The sequence below is a fragment of the Frigoribacterium sp. PhB24 genome, from assembly GCF_003755185.1.
In the GTDB taxonomy this organism is placed as follows: Bacteria; Actinomycetota; Actinomycetes; order Actinomycetales; family Microbacteriaceae; genus Frigoribacterium.
The window spans coordinates 153,814-180,311 of sequence record NZ_RKIC01000013.1; the positions used below are offsets into that span (position 1 = coordinate 153,814).

The window sequence follows — 26,498 nt, forward strand, 5'->3', positions numbered from 1 at the left end:
TCAGCCGGTGCAGATGCGCAGGGTGACCGCCGAACCCTGAGCGACGTCGCCGGGCGGAACACTCATGCCCGACACGGTCTCACCGCTGCAGCCCGGGTCGGACTGCGGGGTGACCGTCAGACCGAGTTGGTCACGGAGGGTCGTGATCGCCTCTTCAGAGGGCTGCCGGGTGACGTCGGGGAGCTGCACGAGCCCGTTGGACACCACGAGGTCGACACCGGAGCCGAGGGCGACCTGCGAGGCCGCTGCCGGCTCTGACGTGAGGACGGACCCCTCGGGCACCGTCGACGAGTAGTCGGAGCTCTGCTGACCCCGTTCGAGACCGGCGTCGGTGATCGCCTGCCACGCGGCGTCGACGGTCTGTCCGGCGACGGAGGGCATCGCGACGAGTTGTGGCCCCGACGAGACCGTCACCGTGACGGCGAACTCTTTCGGGACCGACGTGCCGGGCTGTGGGTCGGTGGAGATGATGTCCCCGGCGTCGATCGTCGGACTGGTCGCCTCGGCACGCACGGCTGTCAGGCCCAGTTCGTCGAGGCGGGCGGACCCGGTCTCGAAGCTGACCCCGACGAGGTCGGGGATGCGGGACGACTGGGCGTTGTCGACCGTGGGCGGGGAGAGGTTGACCACCCAGAACACGACGGCCACGATGACGACTGCCACGAGCACGATGCCGGCCCAGATCCAGGCCACGGGGGGCCGGGTCTGCGTTCGTTGCGGACGTCCCGTGTCGTCGGACTGCAACTCTTTCAACGCCGCCTCGCTGCCGGCGTTCGAGTGCGGGTTGACGCCGAAGAGCGTGGAGCCGGCGTCGACCGTGTGGGGTCGACGGGCCGGGGCACGACCGGCACCGGCTGCCTCGAGGTCGTCACGGAACTCGGCTGCGCTCTGGAAACGGTCGAAGCGGTCTTTGGTCAGGGCGTGCAGGACGACGGCGTCGAGCGCCGGACTGACCGCTCGCTCGACGGTGCTCGGCGGAACGGGAGGCTCGCTGACGTGGCGGTAGGCGACCGCGACGGCGCTGTCGCCCGTGAAAGGCGGTCTGCCCGTGAGTAACTCGAAGAGCATGACGCCGGTCGAATAGAGGTCGGTGCGGGCATCGACGGTCTCGCCACGCGCCTGTTCGGGACTGAAGTACTGGGCGGTGCCGAGGATGGCGGTGGTCTGCGCGACGGTGGCCGCCGAGTCGCTGATGGCTCGGGCGATACCGAAGTCCATCACCTTGACCTGACCGGAGTTGGTCAGCATGACGTTGCCGGGCTTGATGTCGCGGTGGACCACGCCCGCACGGTGCGAGTACTCGAGAGCCGTCAGCACGCCTGCGGTGACCCGGACGGCCTCGTCGGGATCGAGCGGGCCCTCGGCGACGATGTCTTTGAGGAGGCGCCCCTCGACGTACTCCATGACGATGAACGGGACGACCACGTCGAGACCGCGGCTGTCGCGGACGACCTCTTCGCCGGCGTCGAAGACCCGCACGATGGTCGGGTGCGCCATGCGGGCGGCGGCCTGGGCCTCTTGGCGGAAGCGCGAGCGGAAGGCCGGATCGGTGGCCAGGCTGGGCTTCATCAACTTGACGGCGATCTTGCGACCGAGCCGGGCGTCGGTGCCGACGTGGACGTCGGCCATGCCACCGCGGCCGATCAGGTCACCGATCTGATACCGGTTGGCGAGGAGATGGATGCTCTCTCTCACACCTTCAGCCACGCCTGTTCTCCCAACGACCCACCCCTGTCTGGCGTCACGGTCGGAGCCAGTGTACCGGGGCGGACTCCCCCGGACTGGGTACGGACCTAGGCCGGAGGGATGATTGTCAGGGCTTCGTGACCCCGGTCGTCTGCACGACCGGGGTCACGACCACGTCATCGAGCGGGCGTGTCGGTGGGCTCGGGTTCAGCGCTCGTGGCCGGGGCCGTCACCGTGATGGTGACGCCCGGCGAGGGCTCGGACGCGATCTGACCGCAGTTGGCCACGTAGCTGACCGTCAGGTTGCCGGCGGCGGTCGCCGTCACCGTGAGGGACGTCGCGTTCGCGCCGAGGCCACCGGAGGCCTGGCCCGAGGTGTCGGTCCCACCGGTGATCGTGTACGAGTAGCCGGTGAGCGAGTAACCGGTCGGGCACCCCGCGTAGGCAGGCCAGTTGATGGTGGCGTCCTCGCCCGCCGCGATCTGCCCGGGGGTCGCGGTCGGCGTCGACGGCTGGGCGGGGGTCGGGGCGGCGCGGTAGATGTAGATCGTCACCGAGGAGCCCTTCTGGAGCGCCCCCGTGGGATCGATGCTCGCGACGGTGCCGACCTGGTCGGGGCTCGGCGCACTCGACCCGGCGTCCGCCGAGTCGACCTGCAGGCCGAGGTCTTCGAGGGCGGCGCGCGCTGCGGCCTCGGTCAACCCCACGTAGTCACCCGAAGAGACGGTGACCGACGTCGGTGTGGGCGACGGGGTGACCGTCGTGCGGCTCGGTGACGGCGTCGAGCTCGACGTCGTCGGAGCCGGCACCGGGTCGTCGGCGTTGCCCACCGCGAAGACGATGCCGACGACGAGGGCGATCACGGCCAGGACGGCCAGGACGATGAGAGGCCAGAACCAGGGGCTGCGTTTCTTCTCGTCGACGGGATCGTGGTCGCCGTCGCGCAGGGCGTCGGGGTCGGCGGAACCGGCCACGTAGCCCGCCGCCGCACCGCCCGCGGCGCTCTGCGCCCGGGTGGCCATCGGATCGAAGAGCTGGGTCGTGGCGTCCTGGGCGTTGAAGGCCTGGGTCGCCGTGTCGGCTGGCGTGTTGGCGGCCGCACCGATCGCCGGCACGGCGATGGTCGCCGCGGCGACGTCGCCGCGGCGGAGGGCTCGGGCGGCCTGGGCGAGGGCCGACGCGGTCGCGGGTCGTTCACCCGGCTTCTTGGCGATGCACGACAGGACCAGGCGACGCACGGGTTCGGACACCGTCGACGGGAGGTCGGGCGGCTGCTCGTTGATCTGCGCCATCGCGATGGCGACCTGCGACTCACCCGTGAACGGGCGACGGCCGGCCAGGGCCTCGTAGGCGACGATGCCCAACGAGTAGATGTCGGTGCTGGGCGACGCCGGGTGGCCGCTGGCCTGCTCGGGCGAGAGGTACTGGACGGTCCCCATGACCTGACCGGTGGCCGTCAGGGGCACCTGGTCGGCGATGCGCGCGATGCCGAAGTCGGTGATCTTCACCCGGCCGTCGGGCGTGACGAGCAGGTTGCCGGGCTTGATGTCGCGGTGCACGAGCCCCGCGGCGTGGGCCGCCTGCAGCGCCGACGCGGTCTGCGCGACGATGTCGAGGACCTTGTCGGTGGGCAGGACGCGATCGCGCTCGAGGACGGTGGACATGGCCTCGCCGGGGACGAGCTCCATCACCAGGTAGGCGCTGCCTTCTTCTTCGCCGTAGTCGAAGACGTTGGCGATGCCCTCGTGGTTGACGAGTGCGGCGTGACGCGCCTCGGCGCGGAAGCGCTCGAGGAAGCCCGGGTCGCCCAGGTACTCGTCCTTGAGGATCTTGATGGCGACCGTGCGGCCGATGACGAGGTCGGTGGCTTCCCAGACCTCGCCCATGCCGCCGATGGCGACTCGGGTCGACAGCTGGTAACGCCCACCGAAGGTGACTCCGCCGGATGGTCTCATTTGTTCAGCACCGCCTCTAGTACTTTCTTCGCGATCGGTGACGCGACACTGTTGCCGAATGCGGACTGGCCCTGTCCGCCGCCGTTCTCGACCACGACGGCCACCGCGACCTCGGGATCAGCAGCAGGCGCGAACCCGGTGAACCAGAGGGTGTACGGATCGCCGGGGCCGTTCTCGGCCGTTCCTGTCTTGCCGGCGACGTCGACGCCGTCAATTCTTGCATTGCTCGCCGCACCGTTCGCGACGTCCTGCACCATCATGTCGGTCATCGTGGCCGCAGTCTGGGAGCTGATCGGTTTGCCGTACTCGGACGGCGAGAAATCTTCGACGGGGCTCAGGTCGGGGTTCAGGACGCTCTCGATGAGCGTCGGGTTCATCTCGGTGCCGCCGTTGGCGATGGCGGCCGAGACCATGGCCATCTGCAAGGGAGTGACGCGGTCCGACCCCTGCCCGAACGACTGGAGCATGAGGGTCGCGTCGTTGATGGCCTGGCCCTTGGAGTCCTCGATGGGGAACTGGCTCGGGGTGACGGCCTGGGGGACGCCGATCGACTTGTCGCCGAAACCGAACTTCTTGGCCTGTTCTTGCAGTGCCTTCGCCCCGAGGGCCTGGCCGAGCTGGGCCATGGGGATGTTGCACGACAGTCGCAGGGCCGTGGCGATCGTGGCCGTCTCACCACCGCCGCAGCTTCCGCCCTCGGCGTTGTTGATGTCGGTGCTGGTGCCGGGCAAGGTCAACGTCGCCGGGTTGGGGAACTCGCTGTCGGGCGTGTAGTCGCCGCTCTCGAGCGCCGCGGCCGTCGTGATCAGCTTGAAGGTCGACCCCGGTGCGTAGAGGTCGCCCTGGATCGCCCGGTTCTGCAGCGGTGCCGAAGGGTCGGCGATGAGCGAGTCGTAGGCGTCGGTCACGGTCTGACGGTCGTGGCTGGCGAGCGGGTTGGGGTCGTAGCTGGGCTTGGAGACCATGGCGAGGATCTTGCCGGTCTTCGGGTCCATCGCGACGACCGAGCCCGAGTTCGAGCCGAGGGCGTCGTACGCCGCCTGCTGCACCGCCGGGTCGAGGGTGAGGTTGACCGTGGCCCCCTCGGGGTCCTGACCCGTGAGCAACGAGTTGACCTGGTCGAAGAACTGCGAGTTGGCGTTTCCCGTCAGGTACCGGTTCATGGCGTCCTCGATGCCCCGTGCCCCCTGGCCCAGCGTGTAGTAACCGGTGACGGGCGCGTAGAGATCGGGCTGCGAATAGGTGCGCTGGAACTCGTACTGGTCATCGACCGGGGTGGACTGGGCGACCGCCTGCCCGCCGACCAGGATGGGGCCACGTTGGGCCGAGTAGCTGGCGAGCAGAGCCCGCGAGTTGCGGGCGTCGGCGTTGAGCGCGTCGGCCTGGAACGCGGTGATGTAGGTCGTCGAGAGGAAGAGCGCGACGAACATGGCGAGCACCACGTAGCTCACGCGTCGGAGTTCTTTGTTCATCAGCCGATCACCAGCCTCGGTTGGTTGCGCACGGAGTCGGACAGTCGCAGGAGCAGGGCCACGATGATCCAGTTGGCCACGAGCGACGAGCCGCCCGCGGCGAGGAAGGGAGCGGTGAGGCCCGTGAGCGGGATGACCCGGGTCACTCCACCCATGACCACGAAGACCTGGAGGGCCACGACGAACGCCACGCCGACGCCGAGCATGCGACCGAAGTCGTCCTGCCCCACGAAGCCGATGCGGAAGCCGCGCGACACGAGCAGCAGGTAGAGGGCCAGGATCGCGAAGAGCCCGGCCAGGCCGAGTTCTTCACCGAGCGACGCGAAGATGTAGTCGCTCTCGGCGAGGGGCGTGGTCTGGGGCCGACCCTGGCCGAGCCCCGTCCCGATCAGTCCACCGTTGGCGAGGCCGAAGAGGCCCTGGACGAGCTGGAAGGACCCGCCCACGGCGTCGTACTCGGACTGCGCGAACGGGTTCAACCAGGCGGCGAAGCGACCTTGCACGTAGCCCAGGAAGGTGCTCGCGATCAGGGCGCCGCCGAGGAAGAGCCCGACGCCGAGGACGATCCAACTGGCCCGCCCCGTGCCCACGTAGATCATGACGAGGAACAACCCGAAGTAGAGCAGCGAGGTGCCGAGGTCGCGCTGGAAGATGAGCACGCCCATGGCCACGAGCCAGACGATGAGGATCGGTCCGAGGTCGCGCGGTCGGGGGAACCGCATGCCGAGGACCTTCGGCCCCATCAGCGAGAGGTTGTCGCGGGCGGTGACGAGGTAGCCGGCGAAGAAGATCGCGAGCGTGATCTTGGCGATCTCGCCCGGTTGGAACGAGAACGGACCGATGTCGATCCAGACGCGGGCGTTCAGTCCCTCGCGGCCGATGCCCGGCAGCAGAGGCAGCAGGAGCAGCACGATCGAGACGAACATGGCGATGTACCGGTAGCGCGAGAGCACCCGGTAGTTGCGGATCACGAGCAGCACGGCGAGGGCGATCACCATCGCGAGGACGGTCCAGACCATCTGCTTGATGCCCAGCGCTCCCCAGCCCTCGCGGCCCTCGGCCAGGTCGAGCCGGTAGATCATGGCGATGCCGATGCCGTTCAGGGTGACGGCGATCGGCATGACGAACGGGTCGGCCTCGCGGGCGACGACCCTGAGCACCACGTGGAAGATCAGGGCCAGGCCGAGCACCATCGACCCCGCGATCAGCACGGTGGGGTCGACCTCGCCGGTCGCGCCGAGCTGGACGAGCACCATCGCTCCGGCCGCGACACCGCAGGCGATCAACAGCATGAGCAGTTCGAGGTTGCGCAGCCGCGCGGGTTCGCGCAGTCGCAACGAGATCGCCTGCGTCATGTTCGTGGGACGCGACGCCTTCGCGGACGGCTTGCGCGCGCCTCCTACGCGACCGATGACCTCGGTCGCGTCGCCGCCGGGTGCGTCAGGGGTTGCTGGCATCGGCCAACCTCTCGACGATCGCCCGGGCGTCCGCGAGGGAGCCGGCGTTGATGGTGTCTTCGACGGTGGTCTGCGTGTAGTTCGGCAGGTCGTCGACCTGGACGTCGGTGGTCTCGTAGACGCTCGAGAGGCCGATGGGCCCGAGGCTCTGCTGGACGCCCTTGTAGATGACGACCGTGCCCTGCTCTTCGCCCACGTAGTAGTGGTCTTGCGTCCACTGGTAGGTCAGCACGAGCCCTGCCACGAGTGCGGCGATCGCCACGACGAGGGCGGTCAGCCAGGTGATCCGGCGACGGCGACGCCGGCGCTTGTCCTCGGCGATGAGTTCGGCGAGGTACTCGTCGCTCTCGGGCTCGAAGTGGCTGTCTTCCGGCGTCGTGGCGACCTTGAGGGGGTGCAGCAGGATCGTCGGCAGACGCAGTTGCTTGCGGCCGGCGTCGCTGTCGAAGCTGAGGGGAACCGCGGCGGAGCCGACCGTGACGGGTTCGTCGAGGGCCGAGTCGTCCGACTCGTCGACGTCGACGATGACGACGGTGACGTTGTCGGGGGCGCCGTGGTCGAGCGTCTCTTTGACGAGGCGCCTGGCTGTCTGCTCGGCGTCGAGACCCATGGCCAGGGCCTTCTTGATGCGTTCTTCGGCGAGGTAGCTGCTGAGGCCGTCCGAGCAGATCAGCCAGCGGTCGCCGGGCTGCGTGCCGAGGGTCGCCGTGTCGATCTCGGGGGCCGCGTCGACGTCGCCGAGCACGCGCATGAGGACGCTGCGCCTCGGGTGCACGGCCGCCTCTTCGGGCGTGATGCGCCCGCTGTCGACCAGGCGCTGGACGAAGGTGTGGTCGGCCGTGATCTGGCTGAGCTCGCCCTCGCGGAACAGGTAGATGCGTGAGTCGCCGATGTGGGCGATCGCCATGCTGTCACCGACGCGCAGCATGGCGCTGACGGTGGTGCCCATGCCGGTCAGCTCTTGGTGCTCGAACACGGTCTCGGCCAGCAGCTGGTTCGCCGCGATCAGCGACGACTGCAGGGCGAACTCGGCATCACCCGGCGAGGTGTAGACCCGGTCGGTCTCGCGGATCCGCCGGATCGCGATGGCCGAGGCCACGTCGCCGCCCGCGTGCCCGCCCATGCCGTCGGCCACGACGAACAACTGCGTTCCGGCGTAGCCGCTGTCCTGGTTGTTGGACCGGATCTTGCCCACGTTGGACAGAGCGGCACTCTTGGCGTGCGTCGTCATGAGGGCCTACCGCCGGAGCTCGAAGCTCGTCTGCCCGATCGTCACGGTCGCGCCCGTGGGCACGGGGGTGGGGACCGACACGCGCTCGCCGGCGAGGAACGTGCCGTTGGTGGAGTCCAGGTCTTGGACGACCCAGCGGCCGTTCCAGAGCATGAGACGCGCGTGGTGGGTCGAGGTGTAGTCGTCGCGGATCACGAGGTTGCTCTCTTGCGATCGGCCGATGGTGAGCGGCCCGTCGCCGAGCGGCATCTCGAGGCCCGCCTTGGCGCCCTTGGTGATGACGAGGCGTGTGGCGCGGCCATCACCCTGCGGGGTCGGCGCCGGCGCGGCGGGCGCGGCGCGCGGGGCGGGCGCAGGAGGCGCGGTGGCGGTCGAGCTCGCCTTGCCGGGTGTGCCGTCGGCGGGCATCTTGCGTGCCCGCTGCCCGAACAGGTCGCTTCTCAGCGCGAACACGATCACGAAGACGAACAGCCACAGGACGGCCAGGAAGCCGAAGTGGAGCACCAGCAGGGTGAGGGCTGAGGTCATCGTCGGCCACCCGTCGAGTCGGGCCCGTCGAAGGGTTCGGGCGTCGAGGACTGGGGGAGCACGCGGAACACGATACGCGTACGACCGATCTGGATCACCGAATCGGGCTGCAGCGGCGCCTTCGTCAGCGGGTTGCCGTTGAGCTTGGAGCCGTTCGTCGAGCCGAGGTCGCGGACCTGGGCGCGGGATCCGTCCCACAGGATCTCGACGTGCTGACGGGACGTCCCCGTGTCTTGCACGGTGATGTCGGCGTCGCTGCCGCGGCCGATGATCGTACGGGCACCGCTGAGCTCGCGACGCTTGCCGTCGATCTCGACGAACGGCCTCCACTGCACCTCGCCGCGCAGGTTGCGAGAGTCGACGGTCATGATGCCGACGCTCAGCGAGTCGTCTTCTCGCAGACGGATGCCGAGCGGGCCGGCGAACTGGTACCCCTGGGCCGTGGCGTGACGTTGGGTGAGCTGGGTGAGCTCGTCGATCAGGGCCGGACCGATGCCCGACATCTTCTCGTAGTCGATGGGGGCGAGGCGCACCTGGAGCTCGTTGGGCACGAGGATGCGGTCACGCGAGACCACCGCCGCCTTGGTGTCGAGCTCGCGGCGCAGGGCGTTCGTGATCTCGAGTGGTTGCACGCCCGAACGGAACGTCTTGGCGAAGGCACCGTTGACGGCACGCTCCAACTCGCGTTCGAAATTGTCGAGCAGTCCCATGGGTCTCCAGGTTCGGGGTCTCTGGTCGCCCGATCTTAGCCCGAACGAGTGAAAGGTACTCACCGGTGCTCTTTCGGGCGTCCGACGCGTGCTAAAGTCTACGAGTTCGCGCGAGTGGCGGAATTGGCAGACGCGCTGGCTTCAGGTGCCAGTGCTCGAAAGGGCGTGGGGGTTCAAGTCCCCCCTCGCGCACGAACGTGAAGGCTCACCTCCGGGTGGGCCTTTTCACTTTCCCGGGCCCGCTTCCGGCCCGTTTCCGGGCCTGCTCAATTGCCTGTAGGTGCTTGGCTGGTGCGATGAGCCAGCAGAGCGGTGTCGTGTTCGAGTTCGACGAGGTGCTCTTCGACGAGTTCCCGAAGGCCCCGTGGGTGCCGCGCAACCAGCGCATCGTCGTCGACTCCGACCGCCGCGTGGTGGGTCGCCGCGACGGCGTCGTGGCCAGCGTGACCGACCTGCCCCCCGTGTATGCGCACGCCGACATCGGGCCGAGGATCAGCAGCATGCAGTCCTTCGTCACCGTCGGCGACTACGTCTCGTGGATCGTCCGGACCGTCGAGGGCACGCGGTTCACCTCGTCCGCCGACGACCTCGACGAGGAGGCGCGGCTCGAGATCGCGAGGGACGCCACCCTCCACGGGTTCCTCGACGACCTCGAGTGCATGGTCATCGCCGACCTGTCGGACATGCGATTCGGACAGGACCGCGAACTGACGCGCTGCCGTCTCGAGGTGACCCGCGCCTCCGGGGGGCCGGTCGCCTGGGCGCTCGTCGTCGCGGGCACGGGGCACCGGATCGAGTCGGACACGGTCGAGGCCGCGGAGTTCGTCGGCCGACAGCTCAACGACATCGCCATCGACGGTGACCCGCTCGCCCTCGAGGCCGTGCTGCCGCTCTGAGGCGTCTCGGCCCGATCAGCCCGTGAGGCCGGTCACGGAGAGCCTCCGGCCGATCGCGAGGCGATGACGGCGGCGAGCCAGCCAGGGATCGCCTCGGCGGGCCGTGGGTACGACTCGAGATCGTCGAGGTAGGCCTGGTCGTCGATCCAGGTGTGAGGAGCGCGGTGGTCGAAGTCGAACGAGGTGCCGAGCTTGCCGGCGGCGGTGACCCGAAAGCGGGCGCTGAACCACGTTCCGACGTCGGCTCGGTACATGAGCCGTCGGAGGTCGGAGGCGGCGGCGCCCGCCTCGTCCGTGTCGGGAGTGGACGACTCGTGACCGGCTTCGTCGAAGAAACCCACGGATGCCACCCGGACGCCTCCGACCTCGGAGAAGTCGAACTCTGCCCGGACGGAGCCTCGAGGCATCATGCGGTGGACGGCGAGACCCACCCGACGGAGGGCGTCACGCTCGGTCGGGACGCCGCCGCCGACGGTGTCGTGTTCGCTCATCGCTCGGCCTCACCCCCACCGTCGGCTCGGCCGGCCAGGTCGTGGCGGGTCGGGGCGCCGGCGAGGATGGCAGCCAGCCAGTCGGGGGTGTTCTCGGGGGTGCGGGGGAATCGATCGAGGTCGGCCCTGTAGGCATCCGCGGAGAAGTGCCCCAACTCCGGCTCGTGGTCGTAGTCGTACGACGCGCTCATCTTGCCGACCGCCGTGACCGTGAACACCGCGGTGAACCAGGTCCCCGAACCGGGTCGGTGCATCGCCTTCCGGAGGTCGCGTGCCGCCCGGAAGGTCGTCTCGTCGGGCAGCGCGTAGTCCTCGCTCCCGTCTATGTGGAGCAGGACCGTCTCACCGGCCATGACGCCCCCAGCGATGCTGGTCTTCATGACGATCCGGTCGAAGCCGGTCGGGAGCAGGCCGTACAGCTGCCGGCCGATGTCTCGGAGGATCGTGCGCTCGGCTTCGATGCCGGTCGTCGATGGGCCGTCGGACATGCGTGTACCTCTTCAGTCATCGATCACGTGCGGTCGTGGCGGGTCGGGGCGCCGGCGAGGATGGCAGCCAGCCAGTCGGGGGTGTTCTCGGGGGTGCGGGGGAACCGATCGAGGTCGGCCCTGTAGGCATCCGCGGAGAAGTGCCCCAACTCCGGCTCGTGGTCGTAGTCGTAGTCGTACGACGCGCTCATCTTGCCGACCGCCGTGACCGTGAACACCGCGGTGAACCAGGTCCCCGCATCTCGTCGGTGCATGGCGTCGCGGAGGACTTCGGCCGGCGAGGACGCCGCCAGCCACGCTGACCTGCATCTCGACACGGTCATGTTCTGAGTTCAGAGTCGGATACAGCAGACGACCGATGGCGCGCAGCTGGACGCGTTCGGCTTCGAGTCCTGTCGGCTGCCCGTCGGGAGAAACGGAGCGGCTCTCGTCAGCGCTGGTCATCGTGTCGTCATCACGGGACGAGGGGACCGTCGTCACGGCCGACGCGGTCATGTCGGGTGGGCGCACCCGCGAGGATCGCGGCGAGCCACCCGGGAGTGTTCTCGGCCGTCCGGGGAAAATCCTCGAAGTCGGCACGATGTTCCTCGGCGCCGAAGTGGCCTAGTTCGGGTTCGTTGTCGTAGTCGTACCGCGCGCTGAGTTTCCCGGCAGTCGTGACGGTGAAGACAGCGGTGAACCATGTTCCCGCCCCTGCCTTGTACATCAGGTGCCTCAGCCGACGAGCCGCTTCGAACGTGCGTCGCGAGGGAGCAGCCGACTCCTGGGTGCCGTCAGCAGCCGACATCAGCGTCTCGCCGGCCATCACACCTCGAGCCATGCTGGTCGTCATGACGATCCGATCGAGGCCGGACGGGAGCAGCCCGTACAGCTGTCCGCCGATCTCTTGCAGGATCGCGCGCTCGGCCTCGACGCCCGTCATCAGCTGGTCGTCTGCCGAAGCAGAGCGGCTCTCCTCAGCGCCCGTCATCGTGTCCGAGGCGAACGAGGTCGTGGCGGGTCGGGGCGCCGGCGAGGACGGCGGCAAGCCAATCCGGGGTGTTCTCGGGGGTGCGGGGGAATTCGTCGAAGTCGGCTCGGTAGGCCTCGGCGCCGAACTGGCCCAACTCGGGCTCGGCGTCATGGTCGAATCGTGTGCGGAGGTTCCCTTCGGCCGTGACCGCGAACCAGGCGGTGAACCATGTTCCTGCCCCCGGCCTGTACATGGCCTCTCTGAGTTCACGGGCACGGAGGGTGGAGTCCCTCTTGCCCATGACGGAGTCGCACGTTCCGTCCGGGCGGCAGAGTCGCTTCCTCCCGGTGGAGACACCACCGACGATGCTGATCTCGGCCTCGATGCGATCGAAGCCCGCGGCGATCTCGCCATGGAGCGCCAGACCGACCTCTCTCAGCGCAGAGCGCTCGTGCTCGAGCTCGGGTGGGTTCTCATGTCCTGTCATGACTCGGGTTCTTCCTTCGGCTCATGTGTGCCACCCTGGCGTCGAGGTCGTGGCGGGTCGGTGCACCGGCGAGGATGGCGGCCAGCCAGTCGGGGGTGTTCTCGGGGGTGCGGGGGAACTCGTCGAAGTTTGCTCATGACCCTCCGGAGATCGCGGGCCGCCTGGAAGACGCCACGACCGGACGAGAGAGAGGTCGAGCTGCCGTCGGCAGCAGGCAACTCGATCGTGCCGGCTGTCACTCCGCCGACCACGCTGATCCGGGCGATCACTCGATCGTGGTCGCGCGGGATGACGGCATGTAGTGCTTTGCCGAGGATGCGAAGTGCGTCCCTCATGACGGGGGACCGGCCAGCCAACCCTCTGCTAGATGCAGCCTCGGGGTTTCGTCACGCACTGTCGGGGCCGGGTCGGCAGGAGAAGGTACCGAGATGGCCGTCCGCACTCACGACAAGGGACCAGCAACTGAGGATATGAGGAGGAGATGTTCCCTCATGCCTACGAGCTGGAGAGAATCGGCTGCCGGCCGTCCCCCCAGGGCGAGGATGGGCGTGAAGCCGAAGCATTCCTCCGGGCCGGGAACGCCGAGACGAGCTCGAGCCTCCGGCCACGGAGCCCAGTCGAAATAGTCGGGGTCGTTCAGGAAGGACTCGTACGCGGCGATGACTTTCAGGGTCGCCATCGATTTCGTGAGGATGCGAGACGTGCCCTTGCGGAATTCGAGGAGGTGCAGTCGCCCGTCCAGCCAGACGAAGAGGTCACCGAGCGCCGAAGAGAACAACGGAACGCCTTGCGTGAACCTGGGAGCGACCTCTGCGAGCACATCCAGCCATCGGGCCGGGTCGACGATCCGCAAGTAACCGTCTGCGGTGTCACCCAGGCCGTGGTCCCGCCAGAGCGCCGTCATCTCAGGAGGTACTTGTTCGGTGAACGTCTCGAGACTCGACGGCGGAATCTGCGGTCCTGAGACGAAGACGGCTTCTTTGGCCATGGGGTCATCCTCCTGTGGTCGAGGTGAGTCGGACGTTGAGTCGTGTGCGGTACCACTCCGACTCCGGGATCGAGCCGGCCAGGGACCGGACGTAGTCATCCAACGCCGCCACCCGTGTCCGCCATTGACTGCCCAGCGACTTGTTCACGCCTGCGTGCCCGAGTCCGGTCACGTTGTCGGGCCGCCCGCCGGAGATCATATCGGGGGAGTGCAGCGCGTTCTGGCCCTTGAGCCACGTGCCGACATCGAGACGAGCCTGTTCCGGGTCGACCCCGTCCAAGATCAGCTCGGTCAGACGATCTGACGCTGCGTCCTCACGCGCCGCCTGTTGCGCAGGCGAATGCGGGCGAGACGTCGACTCGTAGGCAGCGCGGTTGTCGAGGTATTCGCCGACGGTCAGGTCGTTGAGGCCTCGTTGTTGAAGATCGAGCTGTCGACGGAACTCACCGAGATCGTGACCGACGTTCGGCGTGAAGTCGATCTGTGTGACTTCCGACGCCTGAGGCAGGACCAGCTCGTGCCCGGCCCCGAGCTGACCGTTCGCGCCGTCGAGCCCCTCCTCGTGCATCGGAGGCACCCCCTCGTCGCTCGACGCATGACCTCGTCCGTCGTGCGGATCCAGACGGTCGTCCGGCTGAGAGCCGGAGGCACCTGTTTCGGCATCGCTGTGGGCTCCGCCGCCGTCGCCACGTTCGAGCAGCGTCGTGCCGCCTGATCCGGGGTCGGCGGCGCGGGCGGCACCGGCGGCCGGGTCGGGGCCGGTGCCACCACCCGCGTGGGCGGACGCGTCGGCGTGCGTCGGGGACGCGGCCCGCGCCTCCTCGGCTGCTCGACCGAGGTCGCCGTATTCGGCGAAGTCCTCGAGCTTGGACAGCGAGCCGAAGTCGACCGTCTCGCCCGCCTTCAGGGCGCCGGTGAGACCGGAGAACTCGACGTCGGTCATGCGCTCGAGGGCGGCCATCGTGTCGGTCAGACCGTCGAGGTCGTCGAGCTTCGACAGGCCGCTGCCGTGCTCGCCGAACGCGGCGACGAGATCGTCGACCCGCGACAGGCCCTTCGGCAGGTGCGACGCGTCCTCCGCCACCTCGGCCAGCCGGCCGGTGAGCGTCGCTGCCCGAGCCGCGCCCGACCCGACCTTGAGGCCCGCTCCGACCTGGCCCGCGCCCGGGATGAAGAACGACGCGACGTTCGCCACCGCGAAGGTGCCGGCCGCGACCGGGTCCTCCTCCCACTGCTCGGGTGTGCCGACGATGCCGCCGACCATGCCGTCCATCGTCTGCTTGTAGTTGTCGCGCAGGCCGCGCAGCGACTCGGGCACGGCCGAGTCGGGCAGGTTCGCCAGGGCGGGCGCCACCGGGAAGGCCACCGTGATGGCGAGGGCGCCGAGACCCGTCAGCATGCCCGTCCAGGCCTCGCCGGCGAACGACCAGTCGTGCGTCCAGCCGTTCGCGGCGTCGAAGCCGACGAGTGACACGGTGCCCTCGACGAAGCTGGTGCCGAACTCGACGAGTCCGTCGCCGACCGACTCCTGGCACGACCGCTCGCCCTTGCCCTGAGCACCCCACGGGTTGTCCTCGGCGAGGTCGAGCTGCTCACCCGTGACGGCGGTCTGCGGAGCCACGCAGAGGTCGTCGCGGAGGGCGTTGACGCCGTTCTCGAACTCGACCCGTGCCGCGTCGATCTTGGCGATCTCGGCGTTGTACTGCGCCTGCAGCTCGTTGTTGCGCTCGACCGACGGCGTGTGCTCGTTCCACGGGATGGTCGACTCGCCCTGGCCCTCGAGCACGATCGGGACCCCGCCGTTCATCTGGCTGGCCTGGAAGAGGGGGTTGTCGGGGTCGTAGAAGTCGAGCGTGACACCGCCGGCGACCGAGGCGCGGAAGGCGTTCGCCTCGGTGACCAGCTCTTTGATGCGCGCCACGGGTGCCGTGACCGCGCCCGCCAACGTGTCGAGCAGGTCGGCCACCGTCGCGAGCTTTCCCGCGACTGCCTCGGCGTCGACGCGCACCGGGTCCATCGAGGAGAACAGCTGCGGCCCTTCGGGGGCGGTGTACGACGCGGACAGGCCCGACCAGTCGGTCATCACGGCCTCGGCGTTCGTCGTGACCGCGGTCGACGTGCTCTTGTAGCTCGCCGCCGCCGACGCGATCGACTCGGGCACGATGTCGAGACCGTAGAACTCGGAGGGTTGGGTCAGCGATCCCTTCGTGGCCATCAGCGGGCCCCCTCGACGAAGCTGAGGTCGCCCGACTCGGCGGCCTGGACGGCGGCGGACTGCGTCTGCGCGGCCATCTCCTCGTCGCCGTTCACGTAGGCCAGGGTCGCGTCACCGGCCCCGGTCGCGCAGGCGAGGATGCGTGCGTTGATGCCCTGCACGCGCGACGCCTCGGACGAGATCAGGTCGACGACGGCCACCGCCGACGACACGAGGATGTCGCTGCCCACGCCGGCGTTCAGCTCGCCCTGGGCGGTCTCGACGCCGGTGAAGGTCGCCGCGAAGGTCTCGGCCGAGGCCTGCACCTTGGTCAGCACGGTGACCACGCCGTCGGTCTGGATGCTCCACGAACTCATCGGTCGTCTCCTGTCGTCACGAGGGTGCCCTGCACGTCGTCGGCCAGACGCCGGGCGAGCTCCTGGGTGAGCGGCCCGTCGAAGGGGCCGTAGGCCTCGGTCCACCAGCGGTCGGTGGTGGGACCGTCGGTCGGTCGGTCCGTGGGGTGGTCGGAGGGCGCCGGGGCGGTGACCGGCAGGCCGAGGCCGCGCCGCGCCTCCCGGGGGTCCTCGAGCTGCGTGCTGCGCAGCACCGCGAGCACCAGTCCTTCGGCCGACGCGATCTGGATGCCGCCGCCCTGCCAGAGGCGCCCCGCACCGAGCGCCCCGTCGACCGCCGCGGCCGCGCTGACGACCTCGACGGCCGTCACGGGCTCGGCCGAGAGGATCACGAACTCACGGGGCACGGCGCACCGCCGGAGGGACGAGGGCGTCGGCGACGACCCCCGGGCCGACCGCGTCGAGGGCCGCAGCGAAGCGCTGCCACCGGGTCGCGTCGGCGCCGAACGGCACGACGAGCGAGGGGGTGCGCGCGTTGCCGGTCGTGGTCCCGCCGTGCTCGGCGGCGAAGGACGCCGCGTCGAGCCCCAGGCGGCGCACGGCACGAGCACCGACCACCGCGGCGAGGGGCTGCGGCGTCGTGGGCCGGTACGGCGTGATGGTGGCGTCGGCCGCGCCGCGCTGGCTCCACGCCGTCGCCAGCAGCACCTGCTGCCGCTCGGACAGGCTGCGCAGAGCCGAGGAGGCGCGGGTCGCGTCGTCGACGCCGGTCGCCTCGGGCAGCGCGAACAGCAACCGCGTCTCTTCCGTGAGGCCGGTCTCGCTGCGGGCGATGCGGATCGTGCCGGTCCAGACCGTGCCGTCGGGCGCGGAGCCGGCGACGTGCACCCGGGAGTCCCGGGGCATACGAGCGCGGGCGAGGGCCGTGAGGCGCCCGCGGTCCCAGACGGTGGCGGGGGGTTCGGAGGTGCCCCACACGGTGGGCGCGACGCCCGCGACCGCGGTGACCAGAGCCTCCGTCGTCGCCCCGGCCAGCGCCTCGGCCCGCGCCGCGTGGTGCACGGCCACGGAGAACTGCAGCCAGGGACGCGTCGTCTCGGGCGTCGGCTGCGGCAGCAGGGCGAGTTCGTCGGCGGGCGCGGTCACGCCGGCCGCCCTGTCGATCGGATCGGTGAGCGGGTCGAGCAGGGCCTCGTCGTACGAGGCCACCCGGGCGCCGCCGATCGCGTGGCGCAGGTGCCCGTCGGCACCGCGTACCAACCAGGCACCGGCGACGAGGCGCAGGGCCTGGTAGAGCGACCAGCTGAGCCGGGCGTCGTCGTGGGTGACGACGACGACGCGGACGCCGGCACGGGTCGCATCGGTGAGGAGAGCTTGTCGCCCGGAGGTCAGGCCGACGACGGGGGCGGTGCTGACCGTCGCGATCCACCCCGGCCCGCTCGCGTCGGCGAGCGGGTGGGGGAGGGTCGTCGCCCGTGAGTCGCTCACGGGCGGGGCCTAGATGCCGTCGACGGCGGCCTTGGCCCGCTGCATCGCGGTCTGGGCCGACTCGTCGTTCGACGCGAGCGACTGGCGCAGGGTGTTGATGATGGTGCGCACCTCGGTGGCGACGCGGTTCCAGCGCTGCTCCTTGCCCGCGTACTCCTCGCTGGAGCCGTCGGCCTGGTAGTCCGCCATGGCGGTCTTGACGTCGGCGTCGCGCTGCGTGATGAGCGCCTCGAGGCGGCTGGCGACGGCGTTGAAGTTGTCCTGGGCGTTGCCCGAGGCTCCGAGGTCGAAGTCCCGGCGGTCGGTTGCGTTGGCCATGGTCGTTCCCCCTTATGCGCGCGATCCGCCGAAGCGGGCGCTCTCGAATCCGGCACCGGACTGGGCCGAGGTGGTCTCGTCGGCGATCTGCTGCTCACCCTCGACGAAGGCACGGTTCTGGCCCGTGATGCCGGTCAGCACGGACGACAGGGCGGCGTTGAGCTCGACGGAGATGCCGTCGACCTCGCCCTTGAAGCGGTCGAAGGCGGCACGGCCGGCTCCGTTGAAGCGCCCTTCGAGCGGCGCGGCCGCGTCGGCGAGCTGGCGGACGAGCGCTCCGAGGTCGTCGCCGGCCCCGCTCGTCTTCTGGCTCAGTTGCGTGAGGGTCTCGCTCCCCATGGCGAACTTCATCATGTCGTTCTCCCCTTGCTTCGATCTGATGGCGACCCGTCACGGGTCGACTCATGAGGAAATCACGATTCCGTGTCGATCGCCACCAGTTCGTGGGGTACATGTCGGAGGACCGGGGCGGGGGACGGGTGGGTGTCGGCCCCGGAACGGGTGTCTCACCGGGGGACGCGGGTCGGCTAGCCTGGGGCCGATCGTGCGCTCCGGGGACGCGGGCGGTCGCTCTTCCGTCGGTCCCGACGACCTGGTCCGGAACCCCGCAGGCGAGAGGCGGAGCCGTGGGCGCACTGGTGGGCGCACGAAGCTGCGGGCGCTGCGGTCAGCCGCTCGGTTCGGGCGCGACCTGGTGCTTCTGGTGCGGCGTGCGCATCGTCTCGGCGGCCACCGGTAGCGCCATCGGCACGTACTCGGGGCTGCTCGCGGGCGTGCAGACGGCGACACCGTCGAGGCGTCGCGGCGCGGTCGCGATCGACTGGGGCGTTCCCCTCGCCCTGATCGGCGTCCTCGTCGTCGGCGTGGCCACGGGCGCCTCCTCCGCCACGGCCGGTCGGGCGCTCGTGCCCGTCCCCGTCGAGGTCGCCGTCGTGGTCGTCGCCCTCGCCTTCGTCGCTCTCGACGTCGTGCTCTACGTACGCGGCGGCCGCTCGGTGGGCCGGTTGCTGCTCTCGTTGCGCACCGTGGACGACCTGACCGGGAGACCCCCGGCGGTGCTGCGGGTCGACCGGCGCGGCCGCTTCAGCTTCCGTCGTCAGGCGGTGACGGTCGACCTGCGTCGTGGCCGCGATCCCATGACGTCGTCACCCCCGCTCGTGCAGAGGCCCGCCTTGCCCGCCGCGGCCGCCGCCCCGCTGCCGCCCCACCCGACCGACCCCCTCGACGGCGCCGGCCGCCCCGACGAGAACACCTTCGGGCGAACGGGTCAGGGTCGGCCCCCGAGCGCCTCGCCATCGATCGTCCTCGAGCTCGACAGCGGCGAACGCCTCGACCTCGAGACGACCCTGCTGATCGGCCGTGCCCCGGTCAACCGCGAGGGCGAGGAGCACCCGGTCTTCGCCTGGGCCGACCTCGCCCGCAGCCTGACCAAGACCCACGCCCTCTTCGCGTGGGAGGGCGCCGTGCTGTGGGTCACCGACCTCGGGTCGACCAACGGGTCGTCCCTGGTGGCGCCGGACGGCACGCGCCAGCCGCTGGTGGCGGGCCTGCGAGGGCCGGCCGCGCCGGGCTACGTCGTCGAGCTCGGCGAGCGGACGCTGACCGTGCAGCCGTCGGGGGTGGTGGACGCGTGAGCGGGGACCGCGACGTCGTCCTGCTCGAGACCGTCAAGACCCACCGGGCGCGCCTGGTCTCGGCCCTGTTGTTCGGCGAGCTCGACGAGCGTCGGCTCGTGAACGACAACGTGCGTCGCCTGATCGTCAGTCTGGTCATCGCGGCGGTCGCCTGCGCGGGCTGCGCCGGGACGTCCTTCGTGCTCTCGGTCCTCGCCGACCAGCGGGCGACGCAGTCGCAGACCACCGGAGGGTCAGGAGGCGCGGTGCCGGTCACCGGCTCGCCGTCGCCTTCTCCCGCGTCGACCGACGTCCCCGACCCCACCCCCACGACGGAGCCCCGATGACCGACTACACCCGGCTGACCATCGTCGGCACGGCGCGCAAGGCCGAGATGGTCGTGCCCGCCGACGAGCCGATCGGTGGCCTGATCCCACGGCTCATGGAGCTGCTCGACGAGCGTCCGGGTGCCGTGTCGCGCCCGTTGACGCTCGTCCGCTCGACCGGGGAGCAGCTCGACACCTCGCTGTCGGTCGCCGAGCAACGCATCGTCGACGGCGAGCTGCTCCGCCTGCTGCGCGAGGACGCGGCGCCCCCGCCCCCCGAGGTCGCGGACGTCACCGACGTCCTGGCCGAGTCGCTCGCCAGCCGACCGGGTCTCTGGACGCGTCGGTCGCGCACGGCGACGGCGGCCGTCGCCATCGGCCTGCTCTCGCTGGCCCTCTCGACGGTGCTGGCCCGGGCCTCCGACGTCGACCCCGTCGGCACGCTCGCCATCGTCTACGGGCTCGCGGTCGTGGTCGCCCTGGTGTCCGGCCGCTTCGGCGGTCGCTGGCTCGCCGTCGCCGCGACCTCGGTCGCCCTCGGGTGCGCGGCACCCCTGGCGGTCGTGCTCGGGGCCGTGCCGGCCCTCGAGTTGCCGCCGGTCGACGTGGCGCTCGCCGTGATCGTGCTCGCCTGGGTCGCGCTGGCGCTCGGCGCGGGCGCCGGTCTCGGCTCACGGTCCGCGTGGTGGGGCGGCGTCCTCGGCGTCGTGCTCGGGGCCGTGCCGATCGTGCTGCGGTCCCTCGGCGTCGCCGACGCGGGGGCCGTGGGTGTCGGCGCCGTGCTGGCCGTCGTCGTCTGCGGTCTGCTGCCCTGGTTCGCCATGAGCGCCTCGGGCCTCACCGGTCTCGACGACCAGGTGGTCGACGGGCGCCGGGGCCGCCGTGACGAGGTGTTGCTGACGGTCGGCGACGCCTACCGCACCCTGACCTGGTCGACGTTCGCGGTGGCGGGTCCCGTGGCCGTCACGGCCGTCGCCTCCGTCGGATCGGCGGACCTGTGGCAGGTCGGTCTCGGGGTCGCCGTGGTGCTCGTCGTCGCGGCCCGCACCCGGGCCCTGCCGATCGCCGCGCAGGGGTGGGTGCTCTGGGCCGCCGCCCTGCTCGGCCTGCTCGGCGGTCTGCTCGTGCAACCGCTCGCGCCGGCCTGGCTCGTGGTCGTCCTGTTCGCGGCCGGTGTCGTGGTCGCGGTCGTGGCCGGCGGAGTCGACCCGGTCGCCCACCAACGCGCCTCGCTGCGCCGCGTGGGCAACCTCGTCGAGTCGCTGGGCGTCGTGGCCCTGCTACCCGTCCTGCTCGGGGTGTTCGGCGTCTACGCCGACCTGCTCGGGGCTTTCTCGTGAGCGCCTTCGACGCGTTCGTCCGGTCGGCGCCGCTCGCCCTGCTCGGCAGCGTGAGCGCCCGGGTGCACGAGGTGACGGCGGTCGACGAGATCGTCCGGCGTCCGTTGCCCGTGTCGCGCCGAATCGGCTTCGTGCAGGCCAGGGGCGGAGCCGGGGCGAGTTCGACCGCCGGCTACGTCGCCGCCCTGCTCGCCCGCCGTCGGCCCGGGCTCGTCCTCGGCGTGGACGCGTCGCGCGGCCCCCGCGGCATGCTCTGGCAGGCCGGTGCGCCGGCCGGTTCGAACGCGGCCCCGAGCTCCCGGCGGCGGACGGCCCGCCGGTCGGTCGACGCCGTCGACGGCCTGCCCCGGACGCCCTCGGGCCTGTACGCCCTCTCGCTCGACCCCCGGGGCGAGTCCCGAGCCGTGGCCGCGGCGGCGGGCTGGTACGACGAGGTGACCCCGATCAGCCGGTTCTTCGACCTCGTCGTGACCGACTGGGGAGTGCGCGACTGGCGGGCCGACCTCACCGACGTCGTGTCGGCCAGCCGGACGGTCTGCATCGTGGCCCGGGCCGACCGGCACGCGGCGGAGGAGGCCGCGGCCCTCGTCCCGGCGATCAAGGACCATCCCGACCGACCCGAGGTGGTCATCGCCCTGGTCGACGTCGGCGACGCCGGTCGGGCGGCGCCCGTCACGGTCGGTGACGACCCCACCGTGCCCGTCGTGCGGGTGCCCTACGACGTGGCCCGATCGGGCGGGCGGCCGGTGTCGAGCGCGGCACTGGGCACGCGCACCCGCATCGCCTACGCCCGCCTGGCGGCGGCCCTGCTACCCGTCGACGTCCCATCGGTCCGCCGGGCCACCCCGTCCGTCGAGGCCCCCGTGGCGGGCCCCGCCGCCGACGAGCAGCGCCCGTCGGAACGCCGCCGGGCCCGTGGGCGGGACGCCCGTCCGGCGATCTCCGACGACCAGGAGGCGCGACGATGACCGTCAAGCTCGTCCACCGGCCCACGCGCATCACGCGACCCGTCCAGCCCGCCGAGCACGAGGACATCACGCCACCGCCCCAGCTGGCCGACGGCAAGGTCGGCGGCGTGCCCGTGCAGGCCCTGCTGCCCGTGGTGGGCGCCCTCTCGAGCGTCGTGATGATCGTCGTCTACCGAGGCAGCTCCAACCCGCTGTTCCTGCTGGTCGGCGCGGTGCTGCTGATCGTCGCCCTCGTCGGCGGCCTCGCCGTCACCCTGAGCCAGCGGGGCAACGCCGCGCGGCAGCGTCGACTGCAGCGCGAGCGCTACCTCGACTTCCTCGAGCGGCTGCGCTCGCGCATGCGCACCAGGTCCCGGGCCGTCCGGGCGACCGCGGCCGTGCTCGACCCCGAGCCCGCCGCTCTGCTCGAGCTGGTGCGAGACCCCGCCCGCCTCTGGGAACGCCGCCGACAGCACGACGACTTCCTCTCGGTGCGGATCGGCGAGGGCGACCTGACCTGGTTCCCGATGTCGGTGCCCGACGACCCGAACCCCGTGCAGCCGTTCGATCCGATCATGGCCAGCGAGGCCGAGTCCGTCGTCGAGCACCTCTCCACCGTGCGGGGCATGCCCATCACGGTCGACCTCGACCGCGCAGGGTCGGTCGCCGTCCTGGGCGACCGCGAGTCGGCGCTGCGGGTCGCGCGCTCGATGATCCTGCAGCTCGCCGCCCTGCACTCGCCCGACGACGTCCACCTGGCCGCGGCCTTCCCCGAGAGCGCGGCCGACGACTGGCGCGGATTCGACCTCGTCCCGCACGCCGTGGACGACTCGTTGTACGACGGACCGGTGCCCGCGCGCCGGGTCGCGACCAGCGCCTCCTCGTTGCTCTCGGTCATCGGCGGCGAGCTGGGCGACCGGGCGCAGGAGGCCGCCACGACGAAACGCTCGATCGGCACCACGGCGCGCACCGAGGGGTCCCGTCTCGTCGTCTTCGTCGACGACTGGGGGCACGTCGCCTCGAGCATCCCGGTGCCCGACGCCGACCTCTCGCTGACCGACCTCGGCGTGACGACCGTGCACCTGCTGAGCGACCGCCTGCACGAACCGTCGGACGTCACGCTGCGCATCACCGTCGAGGGCGACGAGGCGGTCGTGACCGACGCCCGCGTCGAGGAGGACGGTCAGGTCCGCGTGCAGACGGCCACGATCGACGCGACCACCCCGCAGCTGTTCGAGGCCGTCGCCCGCACTCTCACCCCGCTGCGCCTCAGCCTGAGTCGGCAGGACGAGGTCGACTCGGCCCAGGCCGTCGGGATCACCGACCTGCTCGGTATCGACGACGTGACGACGCTGACCCCGGCGACGGCCTGGACGCCGCGCTCGCCGCGGGACTTCCTGCGCGTGCCGATCGGCATCGACGACTTCGGGGCGCCGGTCCTGCTCGACCTCAAGGAGTCCGCCCAGCTCGGGATGGGTCCGCACGGCATCTGCATCGGCGCGACCGGTTCGGGCAAGAGCGAGCTGCTGCGCACGCTCGTGCTCGGCCTGGCCCTGTCGCACTCGCCCGACGACCTCAGCATGGTCCTCGTCGACTACAAAGGAGGCGCGGCCTTCGCTCCGTTCGCGGGGTTGCCGCACGTCGCCGGGTTGATCGACAACCTGGCCGACGACGCGCAGCTCACCGAACGCGCACGCGTCAGCATCCAAGGCGAGGTCGTCCGGCGGCAGGAGCAGCTGCGCGACGCGGGTGGGGCCTCGTCGATCAGCCACTACCGCGAGATGCGCGTCGGCCGCCCCGAGCTTCCGCCGATGCCGCACCTGTTCGTCGTGATCGACGAGTTCGGCGAACTTCTCACGGCGGAGCCCGAGTTCGTCGACCTGCTCCTCACCATCGGTCGCATCGGACGATCGATCGGCGTGCACCTGCTGCTGTCGAGCCAGCGCATCGAGGCGGGCAAGCTGCGCGGGCTCGACACCTACCTGTCGTATCGGATCGGGTTGCGGACCTTCTCCGAGGCCGAGAGCTCGATCGTCCTCGACCGACCGGACGCGTTCCACCTGCCGGCCGTGCCCGGGTTCGGCTTCCTCAAGGTCGACACCTCGGTGTACCGGAGGTTCCGGGCGGGCTACGTGTCGGGACCCCTGCCGACCGAGGCCGCCCGCTCGCTCGCCGGCGACGACGACGCCCGGCCGACCGCTCTGCTGCTGCCCACCTTCAACGGCATCGCGGGCGGTGACGACGAGGGCGGCGAGGAAGAGCTGTCGCGCCCCGACGTCGGTCGTGCCGTCATCGACGAGGCCGTCGATCGTCTGATGGGCGGCGGCACCGACGTCGACCCCGTCTGGCTGCCGCCCCTGCCCGACCGGCTCGCGCTCTCGCGGGTGGTCGGAGCGGACGGGGCGGGCGGCCTGCGGGTGCCGATGGGCCTGCTCGACGACCCGGCGCGCCAGCGGCAGGATCCATGGCTGCTCGACCTCGCCCGGGCCGGCGGACACCTCGCCGTGATCGGGGCGCCGCAGACCGGGCGCAGCACGTTCCTGCGGACGCTCGTCGCCTCGCTGGCCCTGACGCACACCCCCCAGGAGGTCGGCATCTACGGCATGGACCTCACGGGTGGTGGGCTCGGCCGGATCGAGGGGTTCCCGCACGTCGGCGGCGTGGCGACGCGGGCGAGCAAGGACCGCCTCCTGCGCCTGCTCGAAGAGCTCGCGGCCATGGTGACGACGCGTGAGCGAGTGTTCCGTGACCACGGCATCGACTCGCTCGCCATGTTGCGTCGGCTGCACGCGGCGGGCGAGGTGCCCGAGCTGATCTCGGCCGACGTGGTGCTCGTCGTCGACGGGACGGGTCAGCTGCGCGGCGACTTCGTCGAGCTCGAGGCCGCGTTCGGCGACCTGCTGCTGCGCGGCGGCAGCTACGGCCTGCACGTCGTGCTCGGGATGACCCGATGGAACGAACTGCGGATGGCCCAGCAGCCGTTGGTCGGCACCCGGGTCGAGCTGCACCTGAACGATCCGGCGGACTCGGTGATCGGTCGCAAGCTGGCCCAGACCATCCGGGCCGACCAGGCCGGCCGGGCCCTGACCGACGAGAACCTGTTCGCGCAGGTGGCGTTGCCGGTGCTGGACGACACGGACGACGACGAGGTCGGTGACGCGCTCGAGGCCCTCGCCCGTCGGTCGGCGGCGAGCTGGAACGGCCCGGCCGCGGCACCGATCCGGCTGCTGCCCACCGAGCTCTCGCCGGACGAGTTGCCCGACGCGCTGGACGAGCCCGAGGCGATCCCGTTCGGGCTGCGGCAGGACACCATGCAGCCGGTCTCCCTCGACCCGGGTGCCGACCAGCACCTGCTCGTCTTCGGCGACTCGAAGGCCGGCAAGTCGACCCTGCTGCGCGGACTCGTCCGCGGCTTCGTCGACCGGGCGACCCCGGACGAGCTCGTCGTCGCCCTGATGGACCTCCGTGGCGACCTCGTCGCCGAGGTGCCGGACGACTACCTCGGCGGTCACGCCTCGACCAGCACGGACGCCCGCGCCCTCGCCGTCGCGGTCGCCGACGAGCTCGCCAAGCGTCAGGCCGGCGACCGGGACGCCGGGCCGCGCATCGTGGTCGTCATCGACGACTACGACATCGTCGCCTCGGGGGGCACCGAGCCGCTCAAGCCGTTGTTGCCGTTCCTGCCGTCCGCACGCGACCTCCGGCTGCACGTGTTGATCAGCAGGCCGGTAGCCGGCTCGGCACGGGCGCTCTACGACCCGGCGCTGCAGACGCTGCGCGACACGGGCGGGTCGTCGTTCATCATGTCGGGCGAGCGCAGCGAGGGACCGATCGTGCCGCAGGTCTACGCCGAGCAGATGACGGCCGGACGTGGTCGCCTGGTCCGTCGTGGGCAGGCCCCTCGCATCGTCCAGGTCGCGAAGTTCGAGGCCGACGTGCGGGCCGACGTCACCGGAGCGGACTCGTGACGGGCCGGACGGTCGTCGTCGCGGGCGTCGCCGGCGGTGTCGGGACGACGACGGTCACGGCCCTGCTCTTCACCCAGCTCTCGGGGGAGTCGGTGCCCCGGCTCGTCGACCACTCGGGCGGGGACCTCGGGTCCCGGCTGACCGGGGGCGACGACGCGCCGCGGATCGACCACGAGTTGACCCTGCACGACCTCGGAGCCCACGCCGACGGCGCCCTCCTCGACCTGCTCGACGACGCCAGCGTGTTCGGGGTCGTCGTGGCCCCGACGACCCCGGTCGGATTCGCCGACGCCCAACGGGTCCTCGCCCGCATCCGTGAGCGCCACGGGGTCGGCGGCCTGCGCCGGGTGATGCTCGTGGTCGTCGGCGTCTTCGGCGAGCACCGGACCACGCGCTCGAGCGAGGCGCTGCAGAACGAGTTCGGAAGACGCTCGCTCGTCGTGGTCCCGCGCGACCCCGCGCTGGCGGCGGGCGGCCGCGTGCCGCTCAACCGGCTGACCCGGGAGTCCCGACGGGCACAGGGCGAACTCGTGTCGTACCTCCGCGAACGCCTGGCGAGCCACCGCGACGCGCGCTGAGGCGCCGAGCCGCGCCTCCTCGGGGACGC

Annotated in this window: 26 protein-coding genes and 1 tRNA gene; 8 read left to right on the plus strand and 19 right to left on the minus strand. The window is 71.0% G+C overall.

All coding sequences use genetic code 11. The features are described from left to right. The 7 genes from pknB to EDF50_RS12450 all read right to left on the minus strand — a co-directional run bounded on the left by pknB (window position 1) and on the right by EDF50_RS12450 (window position 9,039). Window positions 1–1,707, minus strand: a complete 1,707-nt coding sequence (gene pknB, locus EDF50_RS12420) for a Stk1 family PASTA domain-containing Ser/Thr kinase (RefSeq protein ID WP_123519851.1) — start codon at window positions 1,705–1,707, stop codon at window positions 1–3. A 155-nt stretch (window positions 1,708–1,862) separates the two neighbouring features. Beyond that, complete coding sequence (locus tag EDF50_RS12425; protein WP_123519852.1) at window positions 1,863–3,641, minus strand: protein kinase; 1,779 nt, start codon at window positions 3,639–3,641, stop codon at window positions 1,863–1,865. After that, the gene (locus EDF50_RS12430; protein WP_123519853.1) at window positions 3,638–5,113 is read right to left on the minus strand and encodes a penicillin-binding protein 2; all 1,476 of its coding nucleotides are present in this window, start codon (window positions 5,111–5,113) and stop codon (window positions 3,638–3,640) included. The genes EDF50_RS12425 and EDF50_RS12430 overlap by 4 nt, the downstream gene beginning before the upstream one ends. Continuing rightward, entirely contained in the window at window positions 5,113–6,468 is a 1,356-nt protein-coding gene (locus EDF50_RS12435) for an FtsW/RodA/SpoVE family cell cycle protein (RefSeq protein ID WP_123519955.1), read from the minus strand. Before EDF50_RS12435 ends, EDF50_RS12430 begins: the two co-directional genes overlap by 1 nt. A gap of 85 nt (window positions 6,469–6,553) precedes the next feature. Beyond that, window positions 6,554–7,801, minus strand: a complete 1,248-nt coding sequence (locus tag EDF50_RS12440) for a PP2C family serine/threonine-protein phosphatase (protein ID WP_123519854.1) — start codon at window positions 7,799–7,801, stop codon at window positions 6,554–6,556. A gap of 6 nt (window positions 7,802–7,807) precedes the next feature. Then, entirely contained in the window at window positions 7,808–8,329 is a 522-nt protein-coding gene (locus EDF50_RS12445) for an FHA domain-containing protein (protein WP_123519855.1), read from the minus strand. Then, window positions 8,326–9,039: a DUF3662 and FHA domain-containing protein gene (locus EDF50_RS12450; protein ID WP_123519856.1), complete on the minus strand. Its 714-nt coding sequence runs from the start codon at window positions 9,037–9,039 to the stop codon at window positions 8,326–8,328. Before EDF50_RS12450 ends, EDF50_RS12445 begins: the two co-directional genes overlap by 4 nt. A gap of 108 nt (window positions 9,040–9,147) precedes the next feature. On the opposite strand from EDF50_RS12450, the gene EDF50_RS12455 reads away from it, so the two are divergent. Beyond that, window positions 9,148–9,231, plus strand: a tRNA-Leu gene (locus tag EDF50_RS12455). Window positions 9,232–9,335: 104 nt separating this feature from the next. Then, window positions 9,336–9,935: a hypothetical protein gene (locus EDF50_RS12460; RefSeq protein ID WP_123519857.1), complete on the plus strand. Its 600-nt coding sequence runs from the start codon at window positions 9,336–9,338 to the stop codon at window positions 9,933–9,935. Between the two features lie 32 nt (window positions 9,936–9,967). Here EDF50_RS12460 and EDF50_RS12465 read toward each other — a convergent pair whose 3' ends face one another. The 12 genes from EDF50_RS12465 to EDF50_RS12520 all read right to left on the minus strand — a co-directional run bounded on the left by EDF50_RS12465 (window position 9,968) and on the right by EDF50_RS12520 (window position 18,051). Continuing rightward, complete coding sequence (locus EDF50_RS12465) at window positions 9,968–10,426, minus strand: hypothetical protein (protein ID WP_123519858.1); 459 nt, start codon at window positions 10,424–10,426, stop codon at window positions 9,968–9,970. Further along, the gene (locus EDF50_RS12470) at window positions 10,423–10,914 is read right to left on the minus strand and encodes a hypothetical protein (protein WP_123519859.1); all 492 of its coding nucleotides are present in this window, start codon (window positions 10,912–10,914) and stop codon (window positions 10,423–10,425) included. The genes EDF50_RS12465 and EDF50_RS12470 overlap by 4 nt, the downstream gene beginning before the upstream one ends. A 23-nt stretch (window positions 10,915–10,937) precedes the next feature. Continuing rightward, a complete protein-coding gene (locus EDF50_RS12475; RefSeq protein WP_233570621.1) occupies window positions 10,938–11,237 on the minus strand; it encodes a hypothetical protein in 300 nt (99 codons plus the stop codon). Between the two features lie 131 nt (window positions 11,238–11,368). Beyond that, window positions 11,369–11,884, minus strand: a complete 516-nt coding sequence (locus tag EDF50_RS12480; protein WP_123519861.1) for a hypothetical protein — start codon at window positions 11,882–11,884, stop codon at window positions 11,369–11,371. Next, a complete protein-coding gene (locus EDF50_RS12485) occupies window positions 11,871–12,353 on the minus strand; it encodes a hypothetical protein (RefSeq protein ID WP_123519862.1) in 483 nt (160 codons plus the stop codon). Before EDF50_RS12485 ends, EDF50_RS12480 begins: the two co-directional genes overlap by 14 nt. Window positions 12,354–12,795: 442 nt before the next feature. After that, window positions 12,796–13,341 (minus strand): T6SS immunity protein Tdi1 domain-containing protein, encoded by a 546-nt coding sequence (locus EDF50_RS12490; RefSeq protein ID WP_158612713.1) that lies wholly within the window; start codon window positions 13,339–13,341, stop codon window positions 12,796–12,798. Between the two features lie 4 nt (window positions 13,342–13,345). Continuing rightward, entirely contained in the window at window positions 13,346–15,556 is a 2,211-nt protein-coding gene (locus EDF50_RS12495; RefSeq protein WP_123519864.1) for a polymorphic toxin type 15 domain-containing protein, read from the minus strand. Next, a complete protein-coding gene (locus tag EDF50_RS12500; RefSeq protein ID WP_123519865.1) occupies window positions 15,556–15,912 on the minus strand; it encodes a DUF6507 family protein in 357 nt (118 codons plus the stop codon). Before EDF50_RS12500 ends, EDF50_RS12495 begins: the two co-directional genes overlap by 1 nt. Beyond that, window positions 15,909–16,298, minus strand: coding sequence for a hypothetical protein (locus EDF50_RS12505; protein ID WP_123519866.1), 390 nt, complete (start codon window positions 16,296–16,298; stop codon window positions 15,909–15,911). The genes EDF50_RS12500 and EDF50_RS12505 overlap by 4 nt, the downstream gene beginning before the upstream one ends. Further along, complete coding sequence (locus EDF50_RS12510) at window positions 16,288–17,379, minus strand: DUF6177 family protein (protein WP_123519867.1); 1,092 nt, start codon at window positions 17,377–17,379, stop codon at window positions 16,288–16,290. The genes EDF50_RS12505 and EDF50_RS12510 overlap by 11 nt, the downstream gene beginning before the upstream one ends. Before the next feature lie 9 nt (window positions 17,380–17,388). Beyond that, entirely contained in the window at window positions 17,389–17,697 is a 309-nt protein-coding gene (locus tag EDF50_RS12515; protein ID WP_123519868.1) for a pore-forming ESAT-6 family protein, read from the minus strand. A 12-nt stretch (window positions 17,698–17,709) separates the two neighbouring features. Next, window positions 17,710–18,051, minus strand: coding sequence for a WXG100 family type VII secretion target (locus EDF50_RS12520; protein ID WP_307785006.1), 342 nt, complete (start codon window positions 18,049–18,051; stop codon window positions 17,710–17,712). 272 nt (window positions 18,052–18,323) lie between these two features. Between EDF50_RS12520 and EDF50_RS12525 the strand changes: the two genes are divergently transcribed. From EDF50_RS12525 to EDF50_RS12550, 6 genes are read left to right on the plus strand one after another with little or no spacing between them, the layout of a single operon-like run. After that, on the plus strand, window positions 18,324–19,331 hold the full coding sequence (locus tag EDF50_RS12525) for an RDD family protein (protein ID WP_233570623.1): 1,008 nt from the start codon (window positions 18,324–18,326) through the stop codon (window positions 19,329–19,331). Continuing rightward, window positions 19,328–19,657, plus strand: a complete 330-nt coding sequence (locus tag EDF50_RS12530) for a hypothetical protein (RefSeq protein ID WP_055975719.1) — start codon at window positions 19,328–19,330, stop codon at window positions 19,655–19,657. Before EDF50_RS12525 ends, EDF50_RS12530 begins: the two co-directional genes overlap by 4 nt. Next, window positions 19,654–20,976, plus strand: coding sequence for an EsaB/YukD family protein (locus EDF50_RS12535; RefSeq protein WP_123519870.1), 1,323 nt, complete (start codon window positions 19,654–19,656; stop codon window positions 20,974–20,976). Before EDF50_RS12530 ends, EDF50_RS12535 begins: the two co-directional genes overlap by 4 nt. Continuing rightward, window positions 20,973–21,944: a hypothetical protein gene (locus EDF50_RS12540; protein ID WP_123519871.1), complete on the plus strand. Its 972-nt coding sequence runs from the start codon at window positions 20,973–20,975 to the stop codon at window positions 21,942–21,944. The genes EDF50_RS12535 and EDF50_RS12540 overlap by 4 nt, the downstream gene beginning before the upstream one ends. Beyond that, entirely contained in the window at window positions 21,941–25,891 is a 3,951-nt protein-coding gene (eccCa, locus tag EDF50_RS12545; RefSeq protein ID WP_123519872.1) for a type VII secretion protein EccCa, read from the plus strand. Before EDF50_RS12540 ends, eccCa begins: the two co-directional genes overlap by 4 nt. Then, window positions 25,888–26,469: a hypothetical protein gene (locus EDF50_RS12550; protein WP_123519873.1), complete on the plus strand. Its 582-nt coding sequence runs from the start codon at window positions 25,888–25,890 to the stop codon at window positions 26,467–26,469. The genes eccCa and EDF50_RS12550 overlap by 4 nt, the downstream gene beginning before the upstream one ends. The last annotated feature ends 29 nt before the right edge of the window (window positions 26,470–26,498 follow it).